This window comes from Paenibacillus solanacearum (assembly GCF_910593845.1).
GTDB classification, from domain to species: Bacteria; Bacillota; Bacilli; order Paenibacillales; family NBRC-103111; genus Paenibacillus_G; species Paenibacillus_G solanacearum.
The window spans coordinates 21731-46422 of record NZ_CAJVAS010000023.1 but is presented as its reverse complement, the minus strand read 5'-3'; the positions used below and the strand labels follow the sequence as shown (position 1 = coordinate 46422).

General features: G+C 57.3%; 19 protein-coding genes. 9 read left to right on the top strand and 10 right to left on the bottom strand.

The window, feature by feature from the left end; all coding sequences use genetic code 11:
- Nucleotides 1-276 precede the first annotated feature (276 nt).
- The 7 genes from KXG62_RS21495 (at nt 277) to KXG62_RS21465 (ending at nt 8132) form a co-directional block, all read left to right on the top strand.
- A complete protein-coding gene (locus KXG62_RS21495; protein WP_218094071.1) occupies nt 277-1965 on the top strand; it encodes an efflux RND transporter periplasmic adaptor subunit in 1689 nt (562 codons plus the stop codon).
- Between the two features lie 31 nt (nt 1966-1996).
- Nucleotides 1997-2719, top strand: a complete 723-nt coding sequence (locus tag KXG62_RS21490) for an ABC transporter ATP-binding protein (protein ID WP_281426936.1) — start codon at nt 1997-1999, stop codon at nt 2717-2719.
- Nucleotides 2716-3894: an ABC transporter permease gene (locus KXG62_RS21485; protein WP_218094070.1), complete on the top strand. Its 1179-nt coding sequence runs from the start codon at nt 2716-2718 to the stop codon at nt 3892-3894. Before KXG62_RS21490 ends, KXG62_RS21485 begins: the two co-directional genes overlap by 4 nt.
- A gap of 36 nt (nt 3895-3930) precedes the next feature.
- The gene (locus tag KXG62_RS21480; protein WP_218094069.1) at nt 3931-6024 is read left to right on the top strand and encodes a hypothetical protein; all 2094 of its coding nucleotides are present in this window, start codon (nt 3931-3933) and stop codon (nt 6022-6024) included.
- A 153-nt stretch (nt 6025-6177) separates the two neighbouring features.
- Nucleotides 6178-6630, top strand: coding sequence for a VOC family protein (locus tag KXG62_RS21475; RefSeq protein WP_218094068.1), 453 nt, complete (start codon nt 6178-6180; stop codon nt 6628-6630).
- 236 nt (nt 6631-6866) lie between these two features.
- Nucleotides 6867-7352: a EutP/PduV family microcompartment system protein gene (locus KXG62_RS21470; RefSeq protein WP_218094067.1), complete on the top strand. Its 486-nt coding sequence runs from the start codon at nt 6867-6869 to the stop codon at nt 7350-7352.
- 105 nt (nt 7353-7457) lie between these two features.
- Nucleotides 7458-8132, top strand: a complete 675-nt coding sequence (locus KXG62_RS21465; RefSeq protein ID WP_218094066.1) for a hypothetical protein — start codon at nt 7458-7460, stop codon at nt 8130-8132.
- 75 nt (nt 8133-8207) lie between these two features.
- Here KXG62_RS21465 and KXG62_RS21460 read toward each other — a convergent pair whose 3' ends face one another.
- Nucleotides 8208-8621: a MerR family transcriptional regulator gene (locus tag KXG62_RS21460; RefSeq protein ID WP_218094065.1), complete on the bottom strand. Its 414-nt coding sequence runs from the start codon at nt 8619-8621 to the stop codon at nt 8208-8210.
- A 124-nt stretch (nt 8622-8745) separates the two neighbouring features.
- Here KXG62_RS21460 and KXG62_RS21455 point away from each other — a divergent pair, with 124 nt between their 5' ends.
- Nucleotides 8746-9576, top strand: coding sequence for an SDR family oxidoreductase (locus KXG62_RS21455; RefSeq protein ID WP_218094064.1), 831 nt, complete (start codon nt 8746-8748; stop codon nt 9574-9576).
- A 164-nt stretch (nt 9577-9740) separates the two neighbouring features.
- On the opposite strand, the gene KXG62_RS21450 is transcribed toward KXG62_RS21455, so the two are convergent.
- The 7 genes from KXG62_RS21450 to iolD form a co-directional block, all read right to left on the bottom strand.
- Complete coding sequence (locus KXG62_RS21450) at nt 9741-11195, bottom strand: CoA-acylating methylmalonate-semialdehyde dehydrogenase (protein ID WP_425517369.1); 1455 nt, start codon at nt 11193-11195, stop codon at nt 9741-9743.
- Nucleotides 11196-11204: 9 nt separating this feature from the next.
- A complete protein-coding gene (locus KXG62_RS21445; RefSeq protein WP_246627563.1) occupies nt 11205-12068 on the bottom strand; it encodes a class II fructose-bisphosphate aldolase in 864 nt (287 codons plus the stop codon).
- Between the two features lie 65 nt (nt 12069-12133).
- On the bottom strand, nt 12134-13129 hold the full coding sequence (gene iolC / locus KXG62_RS21440) for a 5-dehydro-2-deoxygluconokinase (RefSeq protein ID WP_218094062.1): 996 nt from the start codon (nt 13127-13129) through the stop codon (nt 12134-12136).
- 112 nt (nt 13130-13241) lie between these two features.
- Nucleotides 13242-14060, bottom strand: coding sequence for a 5-deoxy-glucuronate isomerase (iolB, locus tag KXG62_RS21435; RefSeq protein WP_425517367.1), 819 nt, complete (start codon nt 14058-14060; stop codon nt 13242-13244).
- Nucleotides 14061-14117: 57 nt separating this feature from the next.
- Entirely contained in the window at nt 14118-15131 is a 1014-nt protein-coding gene (gene iolG / locus KXG62_RS21430; protein ID WP_218094060.1) for an inositol 2-dehydrogenase, read from the bottom strand.
- Between the two features lie 81 nt (nt 15132-15212).
- Complete coding sequence (iolE, locus tag KXG62_RS21425; RefSeq protein WP_218094059.1) at nt 15213-16094, bottom strand: myo-inosose-2 dehydratase; 882 nt, start codon at nt 16092-16094, stop codon at nt 15213-15215.
- Nucleotides 16095-16207: 113 nt separating this feature from the next.
- Nucleotides 16208-18073: a 3D-(3,5/4)-trihydroxycyclohexane-1,2-dione acylhydrolase (decyclizing) gene (iolD, locus tag KXG62_RS21420; protein WP_218094058.1), complete on the bottom strand. Its 1866-nt coding sequence runs from the start codon at nt 18071-18073 to the stop codon at nt 16208-16210.
- Nucleotides 18074-18903: 830 nt separating this feature from the next.
- On the opposite strand from iolD, the gene KXG62_RS21415 reads away from it, so the two are divergent.
- Nucleotides 18904-20217, top strand: coding sequence for an ABC transporter substrate-binding protein (locus tag KXG62_RS21415; RefSeq protein ID WP_218094057.1), 1314 nt, complete (start codon nt 18904-18906; stop codon nt 20215-20217).
- A 366-nt stretch (nt 20218-20583) separates the two neighbouring features.
- On the opposite strand, the gene KXG62_RS21410 is transcribed toward KXG62_RS21415, so the two are convergent.
- Nucleotides 20584-21588: a LacI family DNA-binding transcriptional regulator gene (locus KXG62_RS21410; RefSeq protein WP_218094056.1), complete on the bottom strand. Its 1005-nt coding sequence runs from the start codon at nt 21586-21588 to the stop codon at nt 20584-20586.
- A gap of 119 nt (nt 21589-21707) precedes the next feature.
- Nucleotides 21708-24689: a DUF5054 domain-containing protein gene (locus tag KXG62_RS21405; RefSeq protein WP_218094055.1), complete on the bottom strand. Its 2982-nt coding sequence runs from the start codon at nt 24687-24689 to the stop codon at nt 21708-21710.
- Nucleotides 24690-24692: the final 3 nt, after the last annotated feature.

Here is a 24692-nt window from a genome sequence, read left to right as displayed (position 1 = left end):
TGAATTGTATCTCTCCATGATCCAAAATCATTCGTTTCATTTGCAGTCCTCCGCGTCGTCGCTTTTGCGTTTTATAACGATTTCCTTCCATGCCATCGAATCTCTTCTCTCATTTCCTTTCCTGGAAAATATGACATAAACTTTATTATTTTCGTCATATTTTTATGGTAATCTATTGTAAAATCCATGCATAAAACGATGCGCTTCCTTATGAATGGAACGAAAAGTAAGCGCATACACCAGTAGTACGGCTACCATATACAGGAGGAATTTCGAATGAACTCAGCCGCCAAAAAGAAATCCGCCATCGCCCTGCTCGCGCTCATCGTCGCCGGCGGTTCGGCATACGCGTATATATCGCGAACGCCGCATGCGGGCAAGTTGGAGAAGCAGGAGATGACCGCGGAAGTACGGCGCGGAGACATCCGGTTTACGATATCCGGAACGTCGCAGCTCGAGCCCAAAGACATGCAGACGATCATCGCGCCTTCGGACGGGACGATCAAATCGATTCGGCTGAGCCGCATCAAGAACGTCAAGCAAGGCGAGCTGCTGTTCGAGGTATCCAGCCCAACGCTGGATACGAATTACCAGAAAGCGCAGGTGACGCTGAACCAGCTCAACAAGGAATTGAACGATCTGAAGCAGCAGATGAACTCGCTGCAGACGAAAGCGCCGATCGGCGGCAAGCTGGTGTATGTGAACAACATCGACGTCGGGACGACGGTTACCAAGACGACCAAGCTGGCGACGATCTCCGACTTGAATACGCTTACCGTCAATGTGCCGTTCCCGCTTGAAGATGCCGTTCAGTTTGCAGTCGGCGATTCAGTCGATCTATACCTGGACGGCTTCATGCTGACCAAGACCGGGCGCATCCAAAGCATCGGTCGCCAGCCGAGGGCCGACGCCAAAGGAGGCAAAATTATCGACGTCGAGGTCATCGTGCCCAACGACAGTACGATGGATGCCGGCATGAAGGCGAAGGGCGAGGTGCGGATCGGGGAACGCATCGTCAAATCGACCGATCAGGCGGTATTGCAGTACCGCTCGGTCGTGACCGTGCTGGCCAACGTTGCCGGCAGCATCGGAACGCTTCCATATAAATCGGGCATGATCGTGCAAAGCGGCGATATCATTAGCACGATCGTTAACGATACGATCGGCGATGACGTCGCGAACAAGCAGACGGCTGTCGATCAGCAGCGCATCACCGTATCCGATCTGAAGGAGAAAGTAGATTCGCTCAAGGTCAAAGCGCCGTTCGACGGCGTGTTCTCGACCGATTTCGTCAATAAGAAGACGAATATCCTCAACAGCATCACCGTCGGTTCGAAAGTCACGACGAATACGCAGTTCGGCGGTATCGCGAGTCTGGACAACATGCAGCTGCCGATCCAGGTCGACGAGCTCGACCTGCCGAGCGTAAAGGCGGGACTGAAGGCCGACGTGCGGGTCGACTCGATGCCGGACCGGGTGTTTCAGGCCGAGGTGAACCAGGTGTCGTCGGTCGGCAACACCGTGAATGGCGTAACGTTCTTTGACGTGGCGCTGGCAGTGAAAAATACGCGGGATTTGAAATACGGAATGACGGCCACCGGCGAAATTCTCGTCAAGGAAAAGAAAAACACGCTGCTGCTGCCTGTCGAGTCCGTTCAGCAAAAGCAGGGCAAACGGTATGTGACGCTGGTGCAGCCGGACGGTACTGTCAATCCGATGCATGAGGTGAAAATCGGCATTCGCAGCAAAACCGATGTAGAAATCGTAGAAGGACTAAGCGAAAACGATCGGGTCATTATCCCTACGATACAGAAGCTCGCGGAAGGAACGCCTCAGGAAAACGCGCGGCTGCGCCAGCAGTTCCAGCCGACCGACGCAGCTCCGGCAGCCGGCGGCACAGGTGCCGCAAGTGGCGGTGGCGGCGGGAACAACGGAGCGAAGGCGCCGGCAGCGCCCAAAAAATAAGCTTTAATGAACAGCAGGGACGGTGACGGACATGAATATCATCGAGCTATCAGCCATTACCAAAGTATATTACCGGGGCGCAGAGCCGCTTACGATCTTAAAGAGCATCTCTATGAACGTAGCGACGAGCGATTTCGTCGCCATTATCGGGCCGAGCGGATCGGGCAAGTCGACGCTGATGAACATGATCGGACTTCTGGATATCCCCTCCTCCGGCTCCTACAGGCTCGATGGCATTCAGACGGAGAAAATGTCAGACAGTCAGCTGGCCGAAATGAGAAACCGGAAAATCGGCTTTATCTTTCAACAGTTTAATTTGCTGCCGCGCCTGACGGCTGCCGAGAACGTCGAGCTGCCGATGATCTACGCCGGCTTGCCGAAACGGGAACGGCGCGAGCGGGCCCACCGGATGCTCGCCAAGCTCGGCATGGGCGAACGGGGGCATCATCGGCCGAGCGAGCTGTCCGGCGGACAGCAGCAGCGCGTCGCTATCGCACGTGCGCTGGCGATCGGGCCGTCGCTTCTGCTGGCGGACGAACCGACCGGCGCGCTCGACTCCCGCACCGGCCAGGAGGTGCTCGAGCTGATGATCGAGCTGAACGAAGCCGGCAATACGATCGTGCTCATCACCCACGACCGCCATATCGCTACGCACGCGAAGCGGGTCGTCACGCTGAGGGACGGCGAGATCGTCAACGACGAGCGGCTGGCCCCGCACTTGTCCTCCGTCTCGCCGAAGGAGGCGACGTCATGAGGCTGTTCGAACTGGTCGCAATGGCGCTCAAAACGGTGACAGCCAACCCGATGCGTACGATGCTGACCATGCTCGGCGTCATTATCGGGGTCAGCTCCGTCGTGACGCTCGTCTCCATCGGCCGGGGCACCTCCGAGGAAATCGCGAAGCAGTACGAAAACTTGGGAACGAATCTGCTTGTGGTCAATGTCACTGGCACCGGGCGGGCCACCCAGCTCGACTACGACGAGCTGATGCGATTCGAAACGCTGCCCGAATTCGATACGATTGCTCCGACGATGGTCAAAGCGAATGCCAATGTCAAATATGACCGCAAGCAGGAGAAGTTCCAGCTCATCGGCACGAACGACCGCTATCAGGCGATCATGAAAGCGAAGCTGGCCGAAGGGCGGTTCCTGTCCCATACCGACCACGATTTTCGCAACAATGTGGCCGTGCTCGGCAGCGAAGTGGCGCGAACGCTGTTCGGCTACCTCGACCCGACCGGGGAAGACATCAACATCGACGGGGTTGTCTTCACAGTCATCGGCACGCTGCAGTCGAAAGGCTCGAACATCAGCGGCAGCTCCATCGATTCGGCGATTCTCGTTCCGCTCGAAGCGGCCAGGCGCCAGTTCAAGCTGGGGCAAATCCGCACGACCTATATCGAAGCGCCGACGCGCGAGGACATTTATCGCGCTCAGGAAACGATGCGGCAGTACTTGACCTTCACGTTCAAGTCGGACGAGGGGTTCAAGCTGATTAACCAGGACGAGCTGCTGAAGGCCGGCATGGCCGCCACTAACACATTGACCAACCAGCTCGTCAGCGTAGCCTGCATCTCCCTTCTGGTTGGAGGGATCGGCATCATGAACATTATGCTCGTTACAGTCAGCGAACGCACACGGGAGATCGGCATCCGCAAGTCGATCGGTGCGAAGCGGATCAATATTTTGCTGCAATTTCTGGTCGAGTCGACCGTCATCAGCGGGTTGGGCGGACTGATCGGGCTAACGGTCGGCATCGCCATTTCGCTGCTGCTGCCCTATTTTAACCCGCAGCAGGCGACCCGGATTTCGCTGGACATCAGCTTCTACGCCTTTATGTTTTCGGTGCTGGTCGGCGTCATTTTCGGCTTGTACCCGGCGGACAAAGCGTCGAAGCTGCGCCCGATCGACGCGCTGCGGTTCGATTGATTGCATGCATGGATGGAGACGGAGGAGAAACAGTCAATGAATAGCCAAACCAACAATCGCTTCAACCGATGGATCGTAAGGTTGACGCTGATCGCCTTGTTCTGCGCCTTGTGCGGCGCGCCCGGGGCGGCGCAAGCCGAATCGCCCCCCGTATCCCCGGAAGTATCCATTGCGCCGGATGTCGCATATACATTGGAAGAAGCGGCGCTGTCGCCCGGCACGGAAAGCCAGACGCTTCGCTTCCGCTTGCGGCTGACCAACGACAGCGGCAAGCCGGTCGATTTGAACGATTACGGCGTCATGGTGAAGGACGCTGGCGGCCAAACGTATTCCGCCGGCTTGACGGAGAAGAAAAACGCCCGCGTGTTTCCAGGGAAATCGGAGGACTTCGCTTACTTGGCCGACGTGCCGGTATGGCTGGAAGCTTCCCAGCTCAACATTATGCTCTTCGCATGGGATTACGCACAGCCGAGCTTCATGAAAGAAATCGGCGCTTTACCGGTGGCGGCGGCCGTCTCGGAGGGCGGATCGAAACGGCAAAAGGTGTATATCGAGGTGGATGAAATCGACAGCACGCTGCCGGACGACGCGATGGCGTCCTTCGAGGTGGCCCGCAGCATGCGGATCGCCAAGGACGGCGGCTGGACGCTGTACATCGACCTTCTTGTAGAAAACATCGGCACCTCCTCGTACAAGCTGCCGACCTCGCTGCAGTATATATTGAAGGATACGAACCGGCTCATTTATTTGGCTACGCCGGTATCCGGCGGCGACGCGACGCTGCTTCCCAGGGAGCAGACGACGATTACGCTGGCCGCCGCCATTCCGGCAGATAAGCACGCGAACGAGCTGAAGCTTCATTTCAGCAAAAAGAATGCAGCCGATACGATCGACTACGGCTCCGTCGCACTGCGGGGCTCAACCGTGCTGCAAACCTCCGGGACGTCGGTTCCGGTGCAGGCGGCAGCCACTTCCGGGCTGGAGCTGCGGTTCATCCAGGCGTCCGCCGTCAAAACGCCGGAGGGCAGCAAGCTGACCGCGCGAGCCGAGCTGAGCAATACAGGCACCGCGCTGGAGACGGTACCCGGACTGACGTCCCAATTCCAGTTCGCCGGCTCCGGTATTGCGGCGGCCGCTGTCGACGGCGGCGTCCATCCGGCCTTTCTGGCCCCGGGAGAGACGACCGTGTACCGTTTCTCGGCGATTCTTCCCGACGTATGGGGCGAGAACCGGGTCGAGCTGTCCGTCTTCAATAAAAAAACGGCCGGATCGAGCACGGTCTCCGTACCGGCCGCCCTGTTCGAGCTGAAGCGGGAGCAAGTCACCGCCGGAGAGCCGCTCCCGGAAGGCATCCCTTACCTTATCGGCGATCCGGTCAAAATCGAACCGAACAACCTGCTGGACGAGAGAATCGGCCTCAGCTTAATGTCGTTATATACGCATACGAACGAAGATTCCGGATACCAGACCGCCATCGCCAAATGGAAGGTCACGAACCGGGGCGACACAGCACTCACGCTGCCGCCGTTTCAAACGGAGCTGATCGGCTCGACGGGCAAAGTGTATGCCGGCACCCGGCAGAACAGCGCGCCCGCTTCCCTGTTGTCCAACACATCGTATGTGGTCAGCTACTCGTATATGATTCCGCTGACGGAGACAGGCGACAGCTTCGTCATGCATGCCGTCGACGACAAAACGTCCCCTTCCAACCGGCTGACGATCGCGGCGGTCCGCGTGCAGCCGCAGAAGGAATCGCAAACGAACGTTGTCTCGCTCTATCCTTATCGGATCGAATTCAAGGAGCACCACTACTTGTGGACCTACGACAAATCGGATAACGTGTTCGGTTTCAAAATGAGGCTGCTGCTCAACATCGCGAAGCAGGAGCAGGTCGTGGTCGATTCCGGCTTCTCCAAGCTCCAGCTTGAGCTGACCGACGCGTCGAACCGGATCCTCGGCACGCAAACCGTTCCTTTTGTCGGTGTCAACAAGCTGGTAAGCGGCATGCAGACGATCAACTTCAGCAATTTGAAGACGGATCAGGTGGATAGCCGCATGACGGTCAAAGTATACGAGGTCATCGACACGCCCAGCGGTCAAGCCAAACGGCTCATTCAGGAATTGAAATAAGATGCTCATAACGCCAGTCCTGCTGCCCTCCTGTCATTGACATGGGGGTCATGAACTGTGATAGGATGCCGTTTGGAAACGATTAGTAATTGTTGATAGAATAAATATGAAGATGATCCCTTAATAAATTTGCACACATAAGGAGAGAAACCTATGGCAAAAAACCAATTACTGAGAATGGACAATGTTGGCATCGTTGTAGAATCCCTTGATGGCGCAATCTCTTTCTTCGAGGAGATTGGCTTGAAGCTCGAAGGGCGGGCTACTGTCGAAGGCGAATGGGCTGGTCGCGTAACCGGGCTGGGTTCACAGTGTGTAGAGATTGCTATGATGGTTACCCCAGATGGTCACAGCAGACTTGAACTTTCGCGATTTCTCACCCCACCTACTATATCAGATCATCGAACGGCTCCTGTAAATACCCTCGGTTATCTACGTGTCATGTTCACCGTTGAAGACATTGACGAAATGGTATCCAGACTCATTAAGCATGGCGCTCAGCTCGTTGGCGAAGTGGTTCAGTACGGGGACTCGTATCGGCTCTGCTACATTCGTGGACATGAAGGACTTCTAATCGGTTTGGCGGAACAACTCGGTAATAAATAAGTGACGTTTAGAAGAAGACTTAACTGAAATGCATGAACTTTAACGGAAATCAATGCAAAACCAAATTAAAGGGACTCGACGGGTACGATAGCTCATAAGCCGCCTCTTCAACGAGGCGGTTTTCTTATCGTAAAAATCAACATCAGGATTTAACATAGCCTAAGATAAAGAACCACGAAGAAATACGAATATGTCTGATATGTTCGATATGTCTGATATAGGGAGCCTAGTTGGAAATGAAGAAGATCCTTATTATTGGAATTGTCGCTAGTGGCAAGACGACATTGGCTAAACGGTTATCAAAGAAAATGAATATACCTTGGTATGAACTCGATGCCATCGTCCATCATCGAACGCCAACGGGGCGATATAAGCGTACAGCAGAAGAACAAATTGAAGTTATAATGGAAATAGACAACCGCGGCGAATGGATATTTGAAGGAACCGATAGAACATCCTATCAATGCTTATATCAAATGGCAGATACAATCATATTTCTAGATACTCCGTTGTGGAAGCGCAAGATAAGAATCCTAACCCGATTTATTAAACAAAAGCTAGGTATTGAATCGTGTCATTATAAACCCGACTTTTTGATGCTTAAAATGATGTACAAATGGACGCGGGACTTCGAACAAGATAGGAGCCGTTTTGAAGCTAAGTTAAACAGTTATAGTGAGAAAGTGATCCGATTAAATAATAACAGCCTCAACTTCCTGTAACGATGACGGCTAGATTATCGGGGAACTATAATGTTCTTGCCAAGTATAGTGCAACTTTATATAAGCCAAGACGTCTTTTTATGAAAGGAGTTAAGGGGAGATGAAATGCCTAGAAAAGAAGCGCTGTTTTTGGTACTCATTCTGATCGGTCTGCTGCTCCTATCCAACACCCACCTTGGCTATTCTTTCGGAGACAGTATATTCAGAGCGGTTGGAATACCGCCGTGGACCCATACCGAGCTCGATTCGGGGCTGCACTTCTCGGTTATTGTTGGGCTGCTTGTCATTGTTTCCGGGTACATCGGTGCGGTGAAGTTTTATCAATTCCGATATCCCAATATACGAAGCCGGATCGTGCTGAGCTGTATCGCATTCGCGTTTCTGTTTCCGATCGTGACCGAGAAGACCATGATTGTTCTGTATTATAATTCCGTCTCCGTCTCCTCCGTCGCTTTCTCCAAGAAGAACAGCCATTGCAGCTATCGATCGGAAGAAGCGAATGTGAAAGCGGACTGTACCGTTACGCTGATCAATTATGGGAAAGAGAAGGCTGTAACAGTTAGGCCTTATCTGCTACAAAATACAGCCGAGATCAAGTTCGAGCCGATGACGATCTCGCTTCCCCCTCATCAGAAGGTCGGTGTCGGCACGGCATTTAACGGCAAGCTGCTGGATGGAACCAGCTTCTCCGGTTGGTCGAACGATATCGGCATTGAAATCGAAGTCGATGGCTTGAAGAAAAGATACGGCAAAGAGCAACTAAATGCGATGCAGCTATGATGCTTTAGGATTGTGGAGGCAAAAAAACTGCATTTGTTTTAGTAGCTCGATAGGAAAGCCTGCGGCCGTTTCTCCTTAATGAGGGGAGACGGCCTTTCTGGCGTTGAGCATCGCTTCCGCCTTTTGCGGATCGTTCATGAGGACCTTCCTGTATTCGATCATCCAGTCCAGCGTTTCAAGAATTTGATCGTATTCGGCTTTCTTGCGTTCAATCTCATTCTTCTTTTGCTCGATCCATTCAATGACCTGCTGGTGAGTTTTCGTGTTGGTATCGCTATCCTGAAAAATCTCCTTTAACTCAGCGAGTGAGCAGCCCAAGCCCTGGAATTTCTTGATCATCTGCACACGCTCCGCAGCCTCGTCAGTATAATTGCGATAATTATTTCCCGCCCGCTGAACATGACGACCGTCGAACAAACCTTCCTTTTCGTAAAAACGGATCGCGTGAATCGATAATCCCATCTTGTTCGCAAATTCCTGAATTCTCATATTCATCTCTCCTCATGATGACTTGCCCTAGAGTTCACTCTATAGTTTATGCTTTAATAGTGCAATTCATCAACCACCTAAGGGTTCAGCCTTTAGGTGGAAAATCTGATTAGGAGAGATCACTATGCGTATTTTTGTAACCGGAGCTACCGGCTATATCGGTTCTGAAGTTGTTCGTGAGCTGTTGGAGGGTGGTCATCAAGTTATAGGACTTACTCGTTCGGACAAGGGTGCGGCCTTACTCGAGAAGGCAGGTGCTGAGGCTCACCGCGGCACCCTTGAGGATCTTGACTGTCTTCAACGCGGCGCCGCTGCCGCTGATGGTGTCATCCATCTTGCATTTAACCATGATTTTTCGGATTTTGCCGGGTCGCTTGCTGCTGATCTGCGTGCCGTAGAAGCAATGGGAGCGGCGCTTGAAGGCTCCGGCAAGCCGTTCGTCATTACGGCTCACGCCAATGGGATAGCCTCGGAGAATGCGGTTATTAGGTTAGCTGAGAGCGGGGTACGGACATCCATAGTGTCGCTTGCGCCATCGGTGCACGGGGAGCAAGATAAGGGCTTTGTCCCCCTTTTGATTCACACCGCCCGTATGAAGGGCTTCTCCGCTTACATCGGCGATGGGGCCAATCGTTGGCCGGCCGTTCATCGCATCGATGCCGCATTACTATACCGCTTGGCCGTTGAAGCGGCCCCAGCAGGCTCGCGGCTGGATGGCGTAGGCGATGAAGGGATCCGATTCCGCGATATTGCAGCTGTTATCGGACGGCATCTGAACTTACCGACGGTTAGCATTCCCCGTGAGGAGGCGGAGGCCCACTTTGGTTTTCTAGGCGCTCTCGCCGCAATGGATATTCCTAGATCAAGTGCACAGACGCAGGAGCTGCTCGGCTGGCGGCCTGTGCAGCCGGGTCTGCTTGAAGACCTCGAACAAGGACATTATTTCACAAAATGATCGACGTAACCCTCGTCACAATTAAAACGGCCATCCCGTCGAAATCGGAATGGCCGTTTGTTTGAGGTCGTTTCACTGAAGGTCCGCCGATCGATGCCAAATGGATCGATGCAGATGCGAACGCGGAACGGATCGTCTCGTCCCTCGGCAGTGCTCGAGGCAGCTTAATACCGCGCCACCATCATTTTTTTCCGTGTATAAAACTCGACGCCGTCCTTGCCATTCGCATGCAAATCGCCGTAGAACGACTTCTTGTAGCCGGAGAACGGGAAGAAGGCCATCGGCGCGGGAACGCCGACGTTGATGCCGAGCATCCCGGCGTCGATATGCTCGCGGTAGTGGCGGATCGCTTTGGCGCTGTCGGTATACAGGCAGCCGCCGTTGGCGAACTCGGACCGGTTGGCGACCTCGATCGCCTCATCCAGCGTCGCTACCCGGACAACGGACAGCACCGGCGCAAAGATTTCATCCGTCCAAATTTTCATGCCCGGCTGCACCTGATCGAACAGCGTCGGCCCGACAAAATAGCCGCTGCCTCCGGTCGCTTCCGCGCCTCGCCCGTCCAGAATCAGCTTCGCGCCTTCCTCCACGCCCGCTTCGATATATTGCAGCGTGCGCGTTTTGTGCGAATCGCGGATAACCGGTCCGAGGAACACGCCGTCCTCCAGCCCATTGCCAATCGCAATCGCCCGCGCCGCCTCGGCCAGACGCTCTACCAGCTTGTCGGCAATGCCGCCGACGGCGACGACGACGGACGTCGCCATGCAGCGCTCGCCAGCCGAGCCGTAAGCGGCGTTAATGATCTCCTTGACCGCCAGATCGAGGTTGGCGTCCGGCATGACGATGGAGTGATTTTTGGCGCCGGCGAGCGCCTGCACCCGTTTGCCGTGCGCAGCCGCCGTCTTGTACACGTATTCGGCCACCGGCTGGGAGCCGACGAACGAAATCGCGCTCACGTCGGCATGCTCGAGCAAGCCGTTCACGACATCATGCGCCCCGTGCACGATATTGAGCACGCCGGCCGGCAAGCCCGCTTCCGTGAACAGCTCCGCGAGACGGCAAGCCAGAATCGGCGTCCGCTCGGAAGGCTTCAGCACGAAGGTGTTGCCGCAGGCAATCGCGAGCGGGAACATCCAGCACGGCACCATCATCGGGAAGTTGAACGGCGTAATGCCGCCCACGACGCCGATCGGATAGCGGTACATGTTCGATTCAAGCCCCGTTGCGATGTCCGGCAGCGTGCTGCCCATCATGAGCGTCGGTGCGCCGGCGGCAAATTCCACGCATTCGATGCCGCGCAGCACTTCGCCATGCGCTTCGCTGAGGCTTTTGCCGTTCTCCTGCGTCACGAGCCGGGCCAGCTCCTCCCAATGTTCGACCAGCAGCTGCTGGTATTTGAACAGGATTCTCGCCCGCCGCGGAACGGCAACCTGCTTCCACTCGGCAAATGCCGCCTTCGCCGAAGCGACGGCGCGATCCACGTCCTCCCGGGACGAAATCGGCACGTAAGCGAGCGTATCGCCCGTCGCCGGATTCGGCACCGCCTCAAGCTGCCCGGATACCGATTCCACCCACTCGCCGCCGATATAGTTGCGTAACGTTTGTCGCTCGGTCATCATCATCTCTCCTCACTTTGTATCGAAGCCCAAGAGGGCGAACTTGGCCAATGCCGCTTCCCGCACCGCCTCCATCGGCTGCTGGAACAAGGCGATCCGGTCGAACTCCTTGGGCTTGCGCTCCAGTTCGTCGCGCAGCGTGCGGCCGAACGCCATGCGCAGCGCCGTGCCGATATTGATCTTCGCGACGCGGTACGTCGTAAGACGCCGCAGCTGATCGTCCGGCACGCCGCTGGAGCCGTGAATAACGAGCGGAATGCCGACCCGGTCCTGAATGCGCTGCAGCAGGTCGAAGTCGATGCTGGCCGCCTGCGATTCCATCCGGTGTACGGTGCCGACCGATATGGCCACCGCGTCGATGCCGGTTTCCCGCACGAACACGTCCACCTCGTCCGGATCGGACAGCATGTGCTTCATCGCGATCGAAGGATCGCTGTAGCCGACCGAGCCGATCTCCGCTTCTACGGATACGCCGTGCGCATGCGCGTAGTCGGCGATTTCCTTCGTGCGCCGAATGTTGTCTTCCAGCGGGAGCTGGGAGCCGTCGTACATGACGGAGCTGAACCCGTGCTCAATCGCCTCGACGCAGGCGGCCAAATCTTTGCCGTGGTCCAGATGGACGCAGACGGGAACGGACGCTTCACGGGCGGCCCGCAGCATAAGCGGCGCCAAGTACGGCACCGGCATATGCTTCACCGCAACAAGATTCGCGGCCAGAATGACGGGGGCGTTCATCGCCTCCGCGGCCTGCACGACAGGCGCGATATCTTCATAACCGAATATATTGAAGGCCGGGACGGCGTAAGCCTCGGCTGCCGCCCGATCGGCCATTTCCTTTAACGTTACGAGCATCGTAAACCCCACTTTCTTGTTCATACGTAAGCGGCACGATCCTGTGATGAAGCCGTTCGTCCGTGCCGGAATGCCGGCAGAGCAAGCGGCTAGTTGCTGCTGTGCTTGTCGATTACCGCTTGAATTTGCTCTGCCGTCGGCATCGCGTCCGAGCAGCTGTGGCTCGATACGACGATCGAGGCGGAAGCGGCGCCGAACTGCTGGCTGCGTGCGATATCCCAGCCGTTCATGAGGCCGTAGATGAACGCTCCGGCGAACGAATCGCCCGCGCCGAACGTCTTGACGACGTTCGCAGGGAAGGTCGTCCCGGTGAAGCTTTGTCCATCCTTCGTGAAGGCGACCGAGCCGTCGCCGCCGTGCTTGACGAGCACGATCTTCGCATGATGCGCGAACCAGCGCTCCGCCGTCAGGCGGTCGTCCTGCTGCAGCGGGCCGAACGGCGCCTCCAGCAGGTCGAACTCCTCGCGCCCGCCGAGAATGACGTCGCTTTTCTCCGCCACCAGGCTGCAGTAAATGCCGGTCTCGTCGCGGGACGTCCACGTCCACGGGCGGTAATCGATGTCGAAGAAGACGACGACGTTATGCTTGCGAGCCAAGTCGACGGCCTTGAACACCGCTTCCCGGGACGGGCTCTTCGCCAGCGCCGTGCCGGAGATCATGATCGCCTTGGCCTGGCGGATGTAATCCTCGCGTACGTCGCCCGGCTCCAGCTTCAGGTCCGCCACGTTATCGCGGTACATCAAGATGCTGCAGTCCGTCGGCGACTTGATCTCGGTAAAGGCAAGCCCGGTCACGCTGCCGGACTTGTCCGTGATCACGCTCGCTGTGTCGATGCCTTCTTTTTCAAGATAATGCGTAATGAAGCGCCCGTGCTGGTCGTCGGACACCCGGCCGATAAAACCGGCCTTCAGCCCCAGTCTCGCGATGGCGATCGTAATGTTCGCCGGGGAACCCCCGACGTACTTTGTAAACATGCGCGTTTCTTCCATCGGACGGTGAATTTCGTTCGCGTTCAAATCGATGCACAGCCGCCCGAGTCCAATGAAATCCATCGGTCGATTCAGCTCAAACGTAATCAAGCTCATGCCCCGCAGCCTCCTTTGGGTTATCTTCCAGATTTGCGAGCCGCAGCCCGGTCCGGGTTCGGACTATTCCAGCCGGTACGGTACGCGTTGCAGCACTCGCGGAATGCCAGCCTCACTTGGCCCATTCCTTGAATATCCACTCGTGGTCCGGGTCGTTATGGAACTTCCACGTGCGAACCGGCCCCGCCATCACATTCAAATAATACACGTCGTAACCGGGAGGCGCCGATACCGGATGATAGCCTTTGGGCACAAGCACCGCTTCCCCGTTTCTCACAGCCATCGTTTCATCCAGCGACCGGTCGTCGGTATATACGCGCTGAATGGCGAACCCGTGCTCCGGCTGAACTTTATGATAATACGTCTCTTCCAAGTAGGACTCATCCGGCAAGTTATCCTCGTCATGCTTGTGCGGCGGGTAGCTGGACCAATGGCCGTTCGGCGTGAATACTTCCACGACCAGCAGGCTGTCCGCCTCCTTTTGCTCGGGCAAAATTTGATGGATGCGCCGCTGCGCGTTCCCCTTGCCGCGAATTTCCACCTCAATGTCGCTTGGCGCGATGAGCCGCGCGGCGTGAGAGCCTTTGCCGGGAGCCAGACACACGGCCAGCTCCACCTCCGTCAGCGCGGTGAGCTCGTATGCGTCGCCTGACGGAACGTATACCGCGTACGGCGGCTTTTCCTCGAACACGCTCATGCGCTCGCCGATCCGCTCCCACTTGCTCCCCGACGTCGCCGCATCAGCCAAGCCGGACAGCAGCACGAGACATGCCTCCTGCTCCCCTGTCTCCCGCTTCAGCGATTGCCCGGCCTGCAGCCGGTACACCTCGAAGCCGACATACGACCAGCCGGCCGATTGCGGCGTAATGCGCAGCACATTGCCGTCCGCGGCCGGCTCCGCGCTCGGTACGATTAGTTTGGATGGTGCCATCATGCCCTCTCCTCTCATCGTTTCGTCTCGTTCATGGCCACCTGTCGATTCGGCCGCTTAGTCGATCTCGTCCAGTTGAACCGGCCGGCGCTCCTGCAGCGACAGTTTCGCCGCATAGGCGATCTTCTCGGCTTGCAGCGCATCGCGCCCGTCTACCGGCACTTCCCCTCCGTGCACGATGCACTCGATAAACTGGCGCGTCTCGTCGATATACGATTCATGATACCGCTCCAGGAAAAAATATTTCGGATTGTCCCGCGACACTGAGTCCTTCGTGCTGATCTCAGCCGTATTCGGATGGTCGTTCTGCACCGTGACACTGCCTTCCGAGCCGAACACTTCGATCCGCTGATCGTAGCCGTAGACCGCTTGGCGGCTGTTGTCGATCACGCCGAGCGCGCCGTTTGCGAACTTCAGGAAAATCACCGCCGTATCGATATCGCCGAGCTCCCCGATGACCGGATTGACGAGCACCGCCCCTTGGGCGTACACTTCCGTCACTTCGCTGCCGGACAAATACCGCGCCATATCGAAGTCGTGAATCGCCATATCCATGAACAGGCCGCCGGATACTTTGATGTAATCCTCGCCGGGCGGCGCCGGATCGCGCGACGTAATTTTGACCAGATGCGGGCTGCCGATTTTGCCGTCCTGCACGATTTCTCTGGCGCGCTTGAAGTTGTGGTCGAACCGGCGGTTGAACCCGGTTTGCAGCAGTACGCCCGCCTCTTTCACCGCTTTCAGCGCTTCGGCGGTTTGCCGGTAATCGAGGCTGATCGGTTTCTCGCAAAAAATATGTTTGCCCGCCTGCGCCGCTTCCACGATGAAAGGGACATGCGTATTCGTCGACGAGCATATGAATACGGCCTGAATGGAGGGATCGCCGATAATGTCCTTGTAATTGTCCGTTACGGAGCCGATGCCCAGCTCCGCCGCCCACGCCCGCAGCTCATCCGTGATAAATACGTCGGAGATCGTCTGCACGACGACTTGCCGGTTTCTGCTCATATGCTCGGCATGCAGCTTGCCGATTCTTCCCGCGCCGATGATGCCGATTGTAATTTTGTCCATCGTCTGACAACCTTTCTTGTCTACTCAGATTGGAGTTAAGCGCTTTACCCTATGCCGCACGGCAACAAGATGCGTCGCCTGTCAAGCCGACACTTGCTCGATGTATTCCTTCGCCTTGCGGGCGTAATGCACCGGATCGGCGATTGCCGGATCCTGCTCGGCCTCGATGATCATCCAGCCTTCATAGCTGCGCGCCTTCAGCTCCCGGAAGATCGGGGCAAAATCGATGCAGCCGTCGCCTGGCACCGTGAATACGCCTTTGCGCACCGCATCCCGGAAGCGGACGCCCTGCGTGCGTTTCCAGTCCAGCACCTCTTGGCGGACATCCTTGAGATGAATGTAGGCAATCCGGTCGTAGTACGTCTGCATAATATGCAGCGGATCGCTGCCTCCGAAATATGCGTGCCCCGTATCGTACAGCATGTGCACGAGCTCCGGATCGGTCGATTGCATCAGCCGCGCGATTTCTTCGCCGCTCTCCACAACCGTTTCGCCGTGATAATGATAGACCAGCTTCATCCCGTTGTCTCTGCAGTACCGGCCCGCTTCGTGCAGACCTTCCACCAAATAACCCCACTGCTCATCGGTCAGCGGCTCGATGCGGACGGAATTCAGACTCAAGTCCTCGAACGCGTTGCCCGTCTCGCAAGTCACCACGTACTTGCAGCCCATCGCCTTCAGGAAATCCGCATGCTCGCGGAACGCTTGCAGCTCCGCTTCCCTCCGGGACGGGTCGGTGAAATGAACCGACTTCCACTGCGACGTCAGCACCATGTTCTTCGAGCCGAGCAGCGACTGCAGCGCATCGGTGTTCCGCGGAAACTTGCGGCAAAACTCCGTCCCCTCGTAGCCGAGGCTCGACATATCGCTGAGCACCTGCTCGGCCGTGTAATGGTCGCCCATTTCCAATATGTCTTCGTTCACCCAGTTAATCGCCGAAATGCCGTATTTCACATTGTTCATTCGAAAAGCGTCCTCCTTCGGATTGGCTTATATGGATATCCGGCGCAAGCCGCTTGCAGGTAGCGGTCTCAAGGGGAGACCACACCGGCAACAGCGTGCCCGGCCGGTCACGGTCAATATTTGCGAATGTCGCTCAATTTCTCCTGAAGCTGTGCGTACGATTGCTGCACTTTGTCCGATTCCGACACTTCAGCTACGCCGACATGCCACCACGAATCGTATCCGTCCGTGTTCGTGCCGGGCAGCACCTTGATATCGATCAGCGTCGATCTCGTTTCCCGCTTCGCCCGCTCGAGCGCATCCCGCAGCTCTTCCGGCGTGCGGGCCGTGAACGTAACCGCTCCCAGACTTCGGGCATGCGCCGCGAAATCCACCGGCATGAAGTCGCCGCCCAGCTGGCCGCCTTCGCCGCTGCGGACGCGGAACTCGTTGCCGAAGCCGTCGCTGCCGTGGCCCCGCTGCAAGTTGTGAATGCACTGGAAGCCGTGGTTGTCGAACAGCAGCACATTGATTTTGCGTCCCTCCTGCAAGCTCGTGACGAGCTCCGAGTGGAGCATCAGGTAGCTGCCGTCGCCAACGAGCGCGTACACTTCGCGATCGGGATCGGCCAGCTTCACGCCGAAGGCGCCGGATACCTCGTAGCCCATGCAGGAGAAGCCGTACTCCATGTGGTACGTCTTCGGCTGCGTCACCCGCCATACGCGGTGCAGGTCGCCCGGCAAGCTTCCCGCCGCGCAGACGATGACGTCCCGCTCGCCGAGGAAGCCGTTGATCTCGCCGAGCACGCGGGTCTGCGCCAGTCCTTCTCCGTTCTCGGCCGCGTACAGCCGGTCGACTTCGGCATCCCACTCCCGCTTGAGCGAAGCGAGCGCCTCCGCATCGTAAGCGGCGGCGTACTGCCGTTCCTTCAGCGCAGCGGACAGCGCCCCGAGCGCTTCCTTCGCATCGCCGACTACGGTCACGCCGTCCAGCTTGTAGGCGTCGAGCGGGCTGACGTTCACGTTGATAAACTCGACGTCGGCGCTGCGGAAGGCGGTCTTGGAAGCGGTGGAGAAGTCGGACAGCCGCGTCCCGACACAGAGGAGAACGTCAGCCTCTGCCGCCAGCCGGTTGCCCGCCTGCGTCCCCGTTACCCCAACGCCGCCGAAGCCGAGCGGATGGTTCCAGGCGATGGCGCTCTTGCCCGCTTGCGTCTCGACCACCGGAATGCCGAACGTCTCGGCGAATTCGCGCAGCGCATCCGTCGCGAGCGAATAATGGACGCCGCCGCCAGCGATAATGACCGGCTTCTTCTTGCCGGCGAGCAGCTCCGCCGCCCGGCTGACGGCCGATGCCGCCGCCGGCTTGCGGTCGAGATGATGCACCCGCTTCGCCAGGAACGACGCGGGGTAATCGTACGCTTCGCACTGCACATCCTGCGGCAGGCACAGCGTCACCGCCCCCGTCTCGGCCGGATCGGTCAGCACGCGCATCGCGTTGATGGCGGCCGTCATCAGCTGCTCCGGACGGTTGATCCGGTCCCAATATTTGCTGACCGGCTTGAAGGCGTCGTTCGCCGTAACCGTGTAATCGAGCGGATACTCGATCTGCTGCAGCACAGGATCGGGCTGCCGACTGGCGAAGATGTCGCCGGGCAGCAGCAGCAGCGGGATCCGGTTGACCGAAGCGACGCCCGCCGCCGTCACCATATTGAGCGCCCCCGGTCCGATGGAGGACGTGCAGGCGAACATTTCAAGCCGGTTCTTTTGCTTCGCGTAAGCGATTGCAGCATGGGCCATGCCTTGCTCGTTTTTCCCCTGGATGAACAGCATTTCATCCTTGTATTGCTCCAGCGCCTGGCCGATACCCGTCACGTTGCCGTGTCCGAATATGCCCATGACGCCCTTAAAGCATTTGTGCTCCACGCCGTCGATCTCCATATACTGATTGTTCAAAAAACGAAGCAGCGCTTGCGCCATCGTCAGTCGGACGGTGTTCATTAAGGATCGTCCCTCCCCATAAATCGAAATGAAGATTCGGTTGTAGCATACGGCGAAACTTTTTCTTAGAAAAATAAGGAAAATAAATTCGAAAGTATAAAGATTACGGCCTTCCCTTAACAGTCAAGGTTAAGCGCTTTCCCAATAACTTTACTGTAATGCACGTGCCTTGTTTTGTCAATTCAAATTTACGTGCCCGTTCCATTTGCCGCTCGATCGCTGCGCCACCTCCTGCCTTTACGCAACCATGTTGCACCTGGGGCTGACGATCCGGGACAACATGCGATTCGCAGGGCAGCCGGTCTGTACATTGGAACGCTCCACCTTTTGGCAGGCGACCAAGTACCGGCTTCGCATTTCGTTACAGCGCAGCTGCACGGTCGTCACTGAAAGCCGTTGAAAAACCGCCGCCTATCTAAACAGATGTCACTGGCGAACCGAACCGGACCGTTTTTCTAAGCCACCGACTTTGGCAAACTTGCGCCATCCATGCCCGCGTGAGGTTCGACCCGACCGACCGCGGCGCGGTGCCGCAACCGCGCTTGGGCTTTGTACGCGTTGAGCCTGTCGTCGCCGGCGGGCTTGCCCGCCATACCGCCGTCGTTTTGGCCCGACCGCTGGCCGAAAGAACGGCCCAATAGCAATATTCAATTTTTTAGATGATTAACTCTTTTATACATTTTATTAAATATGAGGAAAAGTTAAAAACTTGAACATATCCTTTCCCCCTTCCTGCGTGTACCATTAGCCCAACACAACAAGGTCGAACCAACATTTCGGGCTAGCCGCAATCCTTTATCAAACGCCTATGATAAAAAGGGAGGAACCGTATGAAGTTGAACAAAGGATTTTGGTTGACATCGTTATTCATTGCGGCAGCGATGACAGGCTGTTCAGGAGGCGGCAGTTCGCAGGGACCAACTGCCAAAGAAGCGGAAAAACCAGCCGCCAAGAAAGACCCCATTGAGCTCGTGTTTTATTCCACAGGCGGCGACTTTGACGAAAAAGGTTTTATGGAGATGTACGGCAATAAGATTAAGGAGAAGTTCCCTCACGTTACGCCGGTGTTTATTACATACAATGCGAAGGATACGAGCCTCGATAAGCTCATCACGGCGGGTCAGCGAATCGATATTTTGTACAATTCGATCGGCCAGACGGCGATGTCGCTGCAGCAGTATCAAATGGAAGTGGATATTTCGGATTTGATCAAAAAATACAATTACGATCTGACCAAGCTGGAGCCTTCGGCCATTGAGATGCAGCGGCAAATTGCGAACGGCGGCATTTACGGCCTGCCCGTGAACACGACAACCTTGTCGCTTTTTTATAACAAAGAAATTTTTGACCGGTTCGGCGTGCCTTACCCTAAAGAAAGCATGAGCTGGGAGCAGATGATGGAATTGACCCGCAAGCTGTCCCGTGAGGATAGCGGCAAAAAGTATACCGGGCTCGGTATTTCCAATTCGCACTTTTTGATGCTCACGCCTTATTCCGCCCCGTATGTCGATCCGAAAACGAACCGGGCGATGTTTACGAAGGAGCCGTTCGTCAAAACCTTCGAAGCGTTGATCGGCGCGTTCAAGGTTCCAGGCAACGAGCTGGACAAAAATACGGTCTCCTACTCCAAGCTGCTGGAAAAGTGGGAAAAGGACAAGACGGTCGCGATGTTCATGGCGCTTAGCGGCCTGCATTCGCGCTGGACCCAGTCCGGCTTGAACTGGGATTATGCGCCGATGCCGACCTTCAGCGATAAGCCGGGTGTCGGACCGCAGAACTATCCGACCTTTTTCTATATCACGAAGATGGCCAAAGACAAGGAGCAGGCGTTCGAAGTGATTTCCTATTTGACGTCGGAGGAAATGCAGACCCATTTGGCAAGAAAGGGCTTGATCCCCGTCCTTAACAATACCAAACTGCTAAGCGAAATCGGGAAAGACGCTTCGTTCTTGAGCGGAAAACAGGTTTCAGCGATTCTTCCGGCTAAATTCGCCGATCCTGCGATCAAAATGAAATTTCAGACCGTTGCGCAGACCGAAGTGATCAAAGCGTTCAACGATGCCATTTTGGGTACGAAAGACATCAATACAGCGCTGCGGGATGCGGATGAGGCGGCGAACAAGGCGATTGACGCGGCCAAATAGAACATAAGGCGATTCACGGTTCCTTGAGGCCAAGAGAAGAGAGCTTTACAGCCCTACGCTCCTACGATGCATCCGTGTGATTCGGCAGCGGCAATTCGAGACGGCGGTCAGGTCAAGATGTCCGTACCCGGGGAAGCTTGTGCTGCAGCAGAAGCGAAGATACCGGAGCAGTAATTTCAGGAATGAGGTCCTGAGATTACTGCTCTTTGGTTTGGGGGGATGTCTGCGGCGGCATGAGCGGCGCGCTGCATCCTTGCCGCTGTTTGCGCTTCGGGCACGCGCTTCCGAAGAATGCATGCCGTCGAGCTTCGCTGCGTATGCAAAAAAACGCCGCAGGCAAGCCGGATAGGCTTGCCTGAACAGCGTTTAGCGGCACGGGCCGCAGGAGCTCCGCTCCACGAGCTGCGGCATGAGCAGCACCCGCTGCTTGAGCGCTTTCTCACCCTTGATCTCCTGGACAAGCAGGTCGACGACCTGCCGTCCGATCTCCTGGATCGGCTGCGCGATCGTCGTCAGCGGCGGGTCCATGATCGTCGCCAAAACCGTGTTGTCGAAGCCGATGATGGAAAGATCTCGCGGCACGCGCAAGCCGCAGCGGCGCGCCGCCTGATTCGCGCCGATGGCCAGCACGTCATTGCAGGCGAATACCGCCGTCGGTCGGTCTTCGGCCTCTAGCAGGCGTCCCGCCGCTTCCTTGCCGCTGTCGACGGTAAAGCCGCCTACGGCGATCAGCGCCTCGTCGGGCTCCACCTGCGCGTTCAGCATCGCTTGGCGGCAGCCGCGTATCCGCTCCCGGGTACTCATCTCGTTCATATCCTCGGCGAGAATCGCGATCCGCCGGTGACCGAGCTCGAGCAGATGCGATCCGGCCTGGTAGCCGCCGAGGAAGTCGTCGACCATCACCGTGTCGACCGCGAGCGTCGGCATCTCCCTGGCAATCATCGCAATCGGAATTTGCTGCTGGATCAGCCCTTTGACATATTGGTCCTTCTGTGTCCGGGAAGCAATGATGATACCGTCGACCCGCTTTTGCATCAGCAGCGAGAAATATTTGATTTCCCGCTCCGGATCGTTGTCCGTACTGCATATGAACAAATTGAATCCGTACTCATGTCCCCGGTCCTCGACCGCCCGGGCGATCTCCGCAAAGAACGGGTTGGCCAGATCGGGCAGCGTCAGCCCGATCGTATAGGTGCTTTTCCCCGTCAATGCGGATGCGACCATGCTCGGTTTATATTTCAGATCCTCCATCACTTGAAGGACGTGCTTTCGCGTCTTTTCGCTGATCCGTCCCGTGCCGTTAATGACTTTGGATACGGTTGCAATGGATACTTCCGCTGCTTCGGCAACGTCGTAAATCGTCGGCTTCATCTGGTTCTCCCTTTCCTCACGCCACACCACATTTCATACCCATCATACGATATCGGCAGCCGCCGTGTAAACCGGGGCGGGAGGGCGATTGCAGACGATTCTCCGGTTGCGATAAGCCTCTATAGCCGGATACGCAGGGTGTGCACCTCAAAGCCCGCGGTTTGAAGACGCAGCTCCCGGCCGGCCGGTCCGCACCGCAGCGGCAGCGTTTCTCCTCCGTATTCCAGCAAATCCGTCTCCAGCACTTCCGCGACCGCATCGCCGACAGCGATCGCAACCGTACGAGCCTCTCCCCGCCAATCGCGCAGCCTGACGATAAAACCGTCGCCGTCTTCGGCCGGTTTGAAGCAAGTGACGGCCATGTCCGGCACCCCGCCGGGCAGCAGCTCCAGCGTAGCCGCTGTGTCTGCGGTGCTGCGGACGTTGTCCGTGCCAAATGCAGCTGTGTCCGGCCGCAGCGCAGCCGATGCCGCCGCAGCCCAGCCGCTCCCGGCCCGCGCTTCCTCCGCCGCCTTCCATACGGCGCCTTCGCGCCAGTCTCCCTGATGCGGAATGAGCCGGAAGCGGTACGTCAAATCGCCGCCGATCCATTGCGGGAAGTTGGTGCCCCACCAGTTGTTGAACAAATTGAAGTTAAGCTCCGGCTTCTCCGGCTTGTAATCGGGCTCGTAATCCCACATGCCGTTGCGCCCGATCCAGAGCAGCGGCGAATCGAGCGGAACGATCGCAAGACCGGCGGTTCCGTCGGAGACGTCGACAAAATGCTCGCAGCAGTGAAGCATCGTGCCGGAATAAGGAACCAGGTCGGCGCACGGGTCGACGACGCTGCCCATTTTGTTGATCCGGTACGAGGGACGATCCAACTTCAGCGGAAATACGATATGGCCCGACTCGGCCAGCGGCGTCTCCGCCTTGCCGAGCAGCCGCCATTCCATGTCGATATGGGCATCCCGCGTGAGCGTGACGCTCCATACGATATCGCGGGCATTGCCGTATTCCGTGACGGAATCGCCGGGCGTGCCAGCGGTGCATTCGACTTTGATCCGGTCCCGCTCCTCAATCAGACGGAAATCTTTCAGTACGGTCGTGAAGGAAAGCCGCCGCTGCGCCTCCGGGTAGTCCGTCTTGCCGAAGTCGTGAACGCCCCAATCATAGAACCGGTAAGCGTATTTCTTAATATAGCGGGTAATGTCCCGATTGGAGTAAATATTGTATTCGTACTGTCCGAAGCCGAAGCCTGCCCCCTTCGCCTCCCGCTCCTCCGGCTGCTCGATCCACTCTTTCGCCAGCCGCTTGTCGTACAAACTGCTGAGCCATCCCGTACGGCGGCATACTTTCACGGTGTACAACTCGTTTTCAAGCACCGCCTCCTCTTCCTGCAAGCTCGCTTGCAGCAAGCCGCCACCTGCAGAATCCGCGGTCTGCTCCCCGGCAGGCCGGTGCTGCGCTTGGCTCTGGTCCGAAGCGTCCGCCGCACTGACGTAAGCGAGCGTCTTGTACCCGAGCGCCGGCATGCCTTTGACATCCACGTAGGCGGTGTCATCGCTTGCGACGACGCGCAGCGCTTCGCCGGTCGCGCAGTCGACGAGCGCCTCTCCCTGCAGCGGAAGCTGCTCCGGGGTAAGGCCCAGGCGCAGATCGCGGCTCCAGCCCAGATGGTTATACGCGCGGAGCGTCTTGCCGATGTTTCCTGCAGCTGCGCCTGCGGGCGTACCGGCCGCTGCGGCGTTCACCGCAGTGCTGAGCGCCGCTGCGACTTCCTGCCCGGTCGACGCGTCTGCACCTGCGACAGCCATTTGCCCCGTTCTAGGCGGGCTCAACGTTCCCACGGCTTCCGCATCTCTGCCGCCTGCCGCTCCTTCCGCATCCGCAGCGCGGAGCTCCATCGCAGCTTCTCCTGCAGTCTCCGCGTCTGCACCGCCGCTTGCGCCGAGCAGCGCCAGCGCTTCCGTCAACGAGCGTTCCGCCCGGTTCACGTAATCGATCTGCTCCTGCCACGATTGCTCCATGAGCCGGTAGCGCTCGCTCTGCCTCAGTTCCTGGAACGAGGCCTTGTCGTACGCCTTGCGCGGGAACAAAAACGTCTTGCAGTCCATCCCCCACGTATGCTCGCCGAACAGCAGCGTATGCTCGTAGCTGTCGTCCAGCAGCCGCTTCACGGCGGCCGCCTGTTCTCCGCCGATGGCGCCGTCCACCATGTGCAGCGACAGCGCGCTCTCCGCCGCCGCAATGCGGCCGCGCAGCTCCCGGACGCGCGACACGCCGCGCGGCGCGGTCCCTACGCCGTGAATCCAGGCGTCGGCCAAATCGCCGCGGATGACCGGCAAATCCGGATTTCGCGACAGGAAGTCCTCCGCGAAATCGCCCAGGCTGCCGATGTGCAGCTCCGTGTCGTGCAGCCCTTTGGCCGCAATCGACGCCTTCATCTCATCGACAATCGAGGCTTCATGCGGGCCATGGTTGTCGTTCGTCTGAATCATCGCCAGCCACACCGGATGCGTCCATTCGTCCGGCGGCAAAATCCCGGTACCGTAGCCGCCTTTCGAATAAAACGTCAGCAGCCGCTCCCCGTCCGGCCCTTCCCAGAAAAACACGGGCGGTACGTCGGGCGGCGTCGAAAATCCGTTGCAGCCAAGGTGAAGGATGTGCACGCCGGCTTTTTTCAATAACGAAGGCACGCTCCACGTATGGCCGGGAACATCCGTCATCTTCGCATCCGTCGGCTTGTAGCCGTACCGTTCGGTCAGATGGCGGGAAATGTACATGCCGCGGACCCATTCCTCCAATCCGCAAAACTCGGTATGCGTCGTGAACGGAAGCATATGCCAGATAAGCTGCCGGTCTTCGAGGAAGGCAAGCGCCTGCTCGCGGTCTTCCGCCGAGCTGCCTTCAATCGATTGCAGCAGCGGCCAGGACGACATCGTCCATACGTACTTTTCGTGCTCCTTGTTGCTGCTTGTTCGGTTACAAATCTCGTTGACTTCCTTAAGCATATCGGAGCTGTAGCGGCTGACGACATCCGATGCAAGCCCGGTGAAACCGATATCGAAGTGAGTTTTGAAAACGACGTATATTTTTTCCAGTTTCACGTTTGGTTCCATCAG

Coding starts and splice junctions, on each gene's coding strand:
- KXG62_RS21495 (WP_218094071.1), top strand. CDS start 277: ATGAACTCAGCCGCCAAAAAGAAATCCGCCATCGCCCTGCTCGCGCTC.
- KXG62_RS21490 (WP_281426936.1), top strand. CDS start 1,997: ATGAATATCATCGAGCTATCAGCCATTACCAAAGTATATTACCGGGGC.
- KXG62_RS21485 (WP_218094070.1), top strand. CDS start 2,716: ATGAGGCTGTTCGAACTGGTCGCAATGGCGCTCAAAACGGTGACAGCC.
- KXG62_RS21480 (WP_218094069.1), top strand. CDS start 3,931: ATGAATAGCCAAACCAACAATCGCTTCAACCGATGGATCGTAAGGTTG.
- KXG62_RS21475 (WP_218094068.1), top strand. CDS start 6,178: ATGGCAAAAAACCAATTACTGAGAATGGACAATGTTGGCATCGTTGTA.
- KXG62_RS21470 (WP_218094067.1), top strand. CDS start 6,867: ATGAAGAAGATCCTTATTATTGGAATTGTCGCTAGTGGCAAGACGACA.
- KXG62_RS21465 (WP_218094066.1), top strand. CDS start 7,458: ATGCCTAGAAAAGAAGCGCTGTTTTTGGTACTCATTCTGATCGGTCTG.
- KXG62_RS21460 (WP_218094065.1), bottom strand. CDS start 8,621: ATGAGAATTCAGGAATTTGCGAACAAGATGGGATTATCGATTCACGCG.
- KXG62_RS21455 (WP_218094064.1), top strand. CDS start 8,746: ATGCGTATTTTTGTAACCGGAGCTACCGGCTATATCGGTTCTGAAGTT.
- KXG62_RS21450 (WP_425517369.1), bottom strand. CDS start 11,195: ATGATGACCGAGCGACAAACGTTACGCAACTATATCGGCGGCGAGTGG.
- KXG62_RS21445 (WP_246627563.1), bottom strand. CDS start 12,068: ATGAACAAGAAAGTGGGGTTTACGATGCTCGTAACGTTAAAGGAAATG.
- iolC (WP_218094062.1), bottom strand. CDS start 13,129: ATGAGCTTGATTACGTTTGAGCTGAATCGACCGATGGATTTCATTGGA.
- iolB (WP_425517367.1), bottom strand. CDS start 14,060: ATGGCACCATCCAAACTAATCGTACCGAGCGCGGAGCCGGCCGCGGAC.
- iolG (WP_218094060.1), bottom strand. CDS start 15,131: ATGGACAAAATTACAATCGGCATCATCGGCGCGGGAAGAATCGGCAAG.
- iolE (WP_218094059.1), bottom strand. CDS start 16,094: ATGAACAATGTGAAATACGGCATTTCGGCGATTAACTGGGTGAACGAA.
- iolD (WP_218094058.1), bottom strand. CDS start 18,073: ATGAACACCGTCCGACTGACGATGGCGCAAGCGCTGCTTCGTTTTTTG.
- KXG62_RS21415 (WP_218094057.1), top strand. CDS start 18,904: ATGAAGTTGAACAAAGGATTTTGGTTGACATCGTTATTCATTGCGGCA.
- KXG62_RS21410 (WP_218094056.1), bottom strand. CDS start 21,588: ATGAAGCCGACGATTTACGACGTTGCCGAAGCAGCGGAAGTATCCATT.
- KXG62_RS21405 (WP_218094055.1), bottom strand. CDS start 24,689: ATGGAACCAAACGTGAAACTGGAAAAAATATACGTCGTTTTCAAAACT.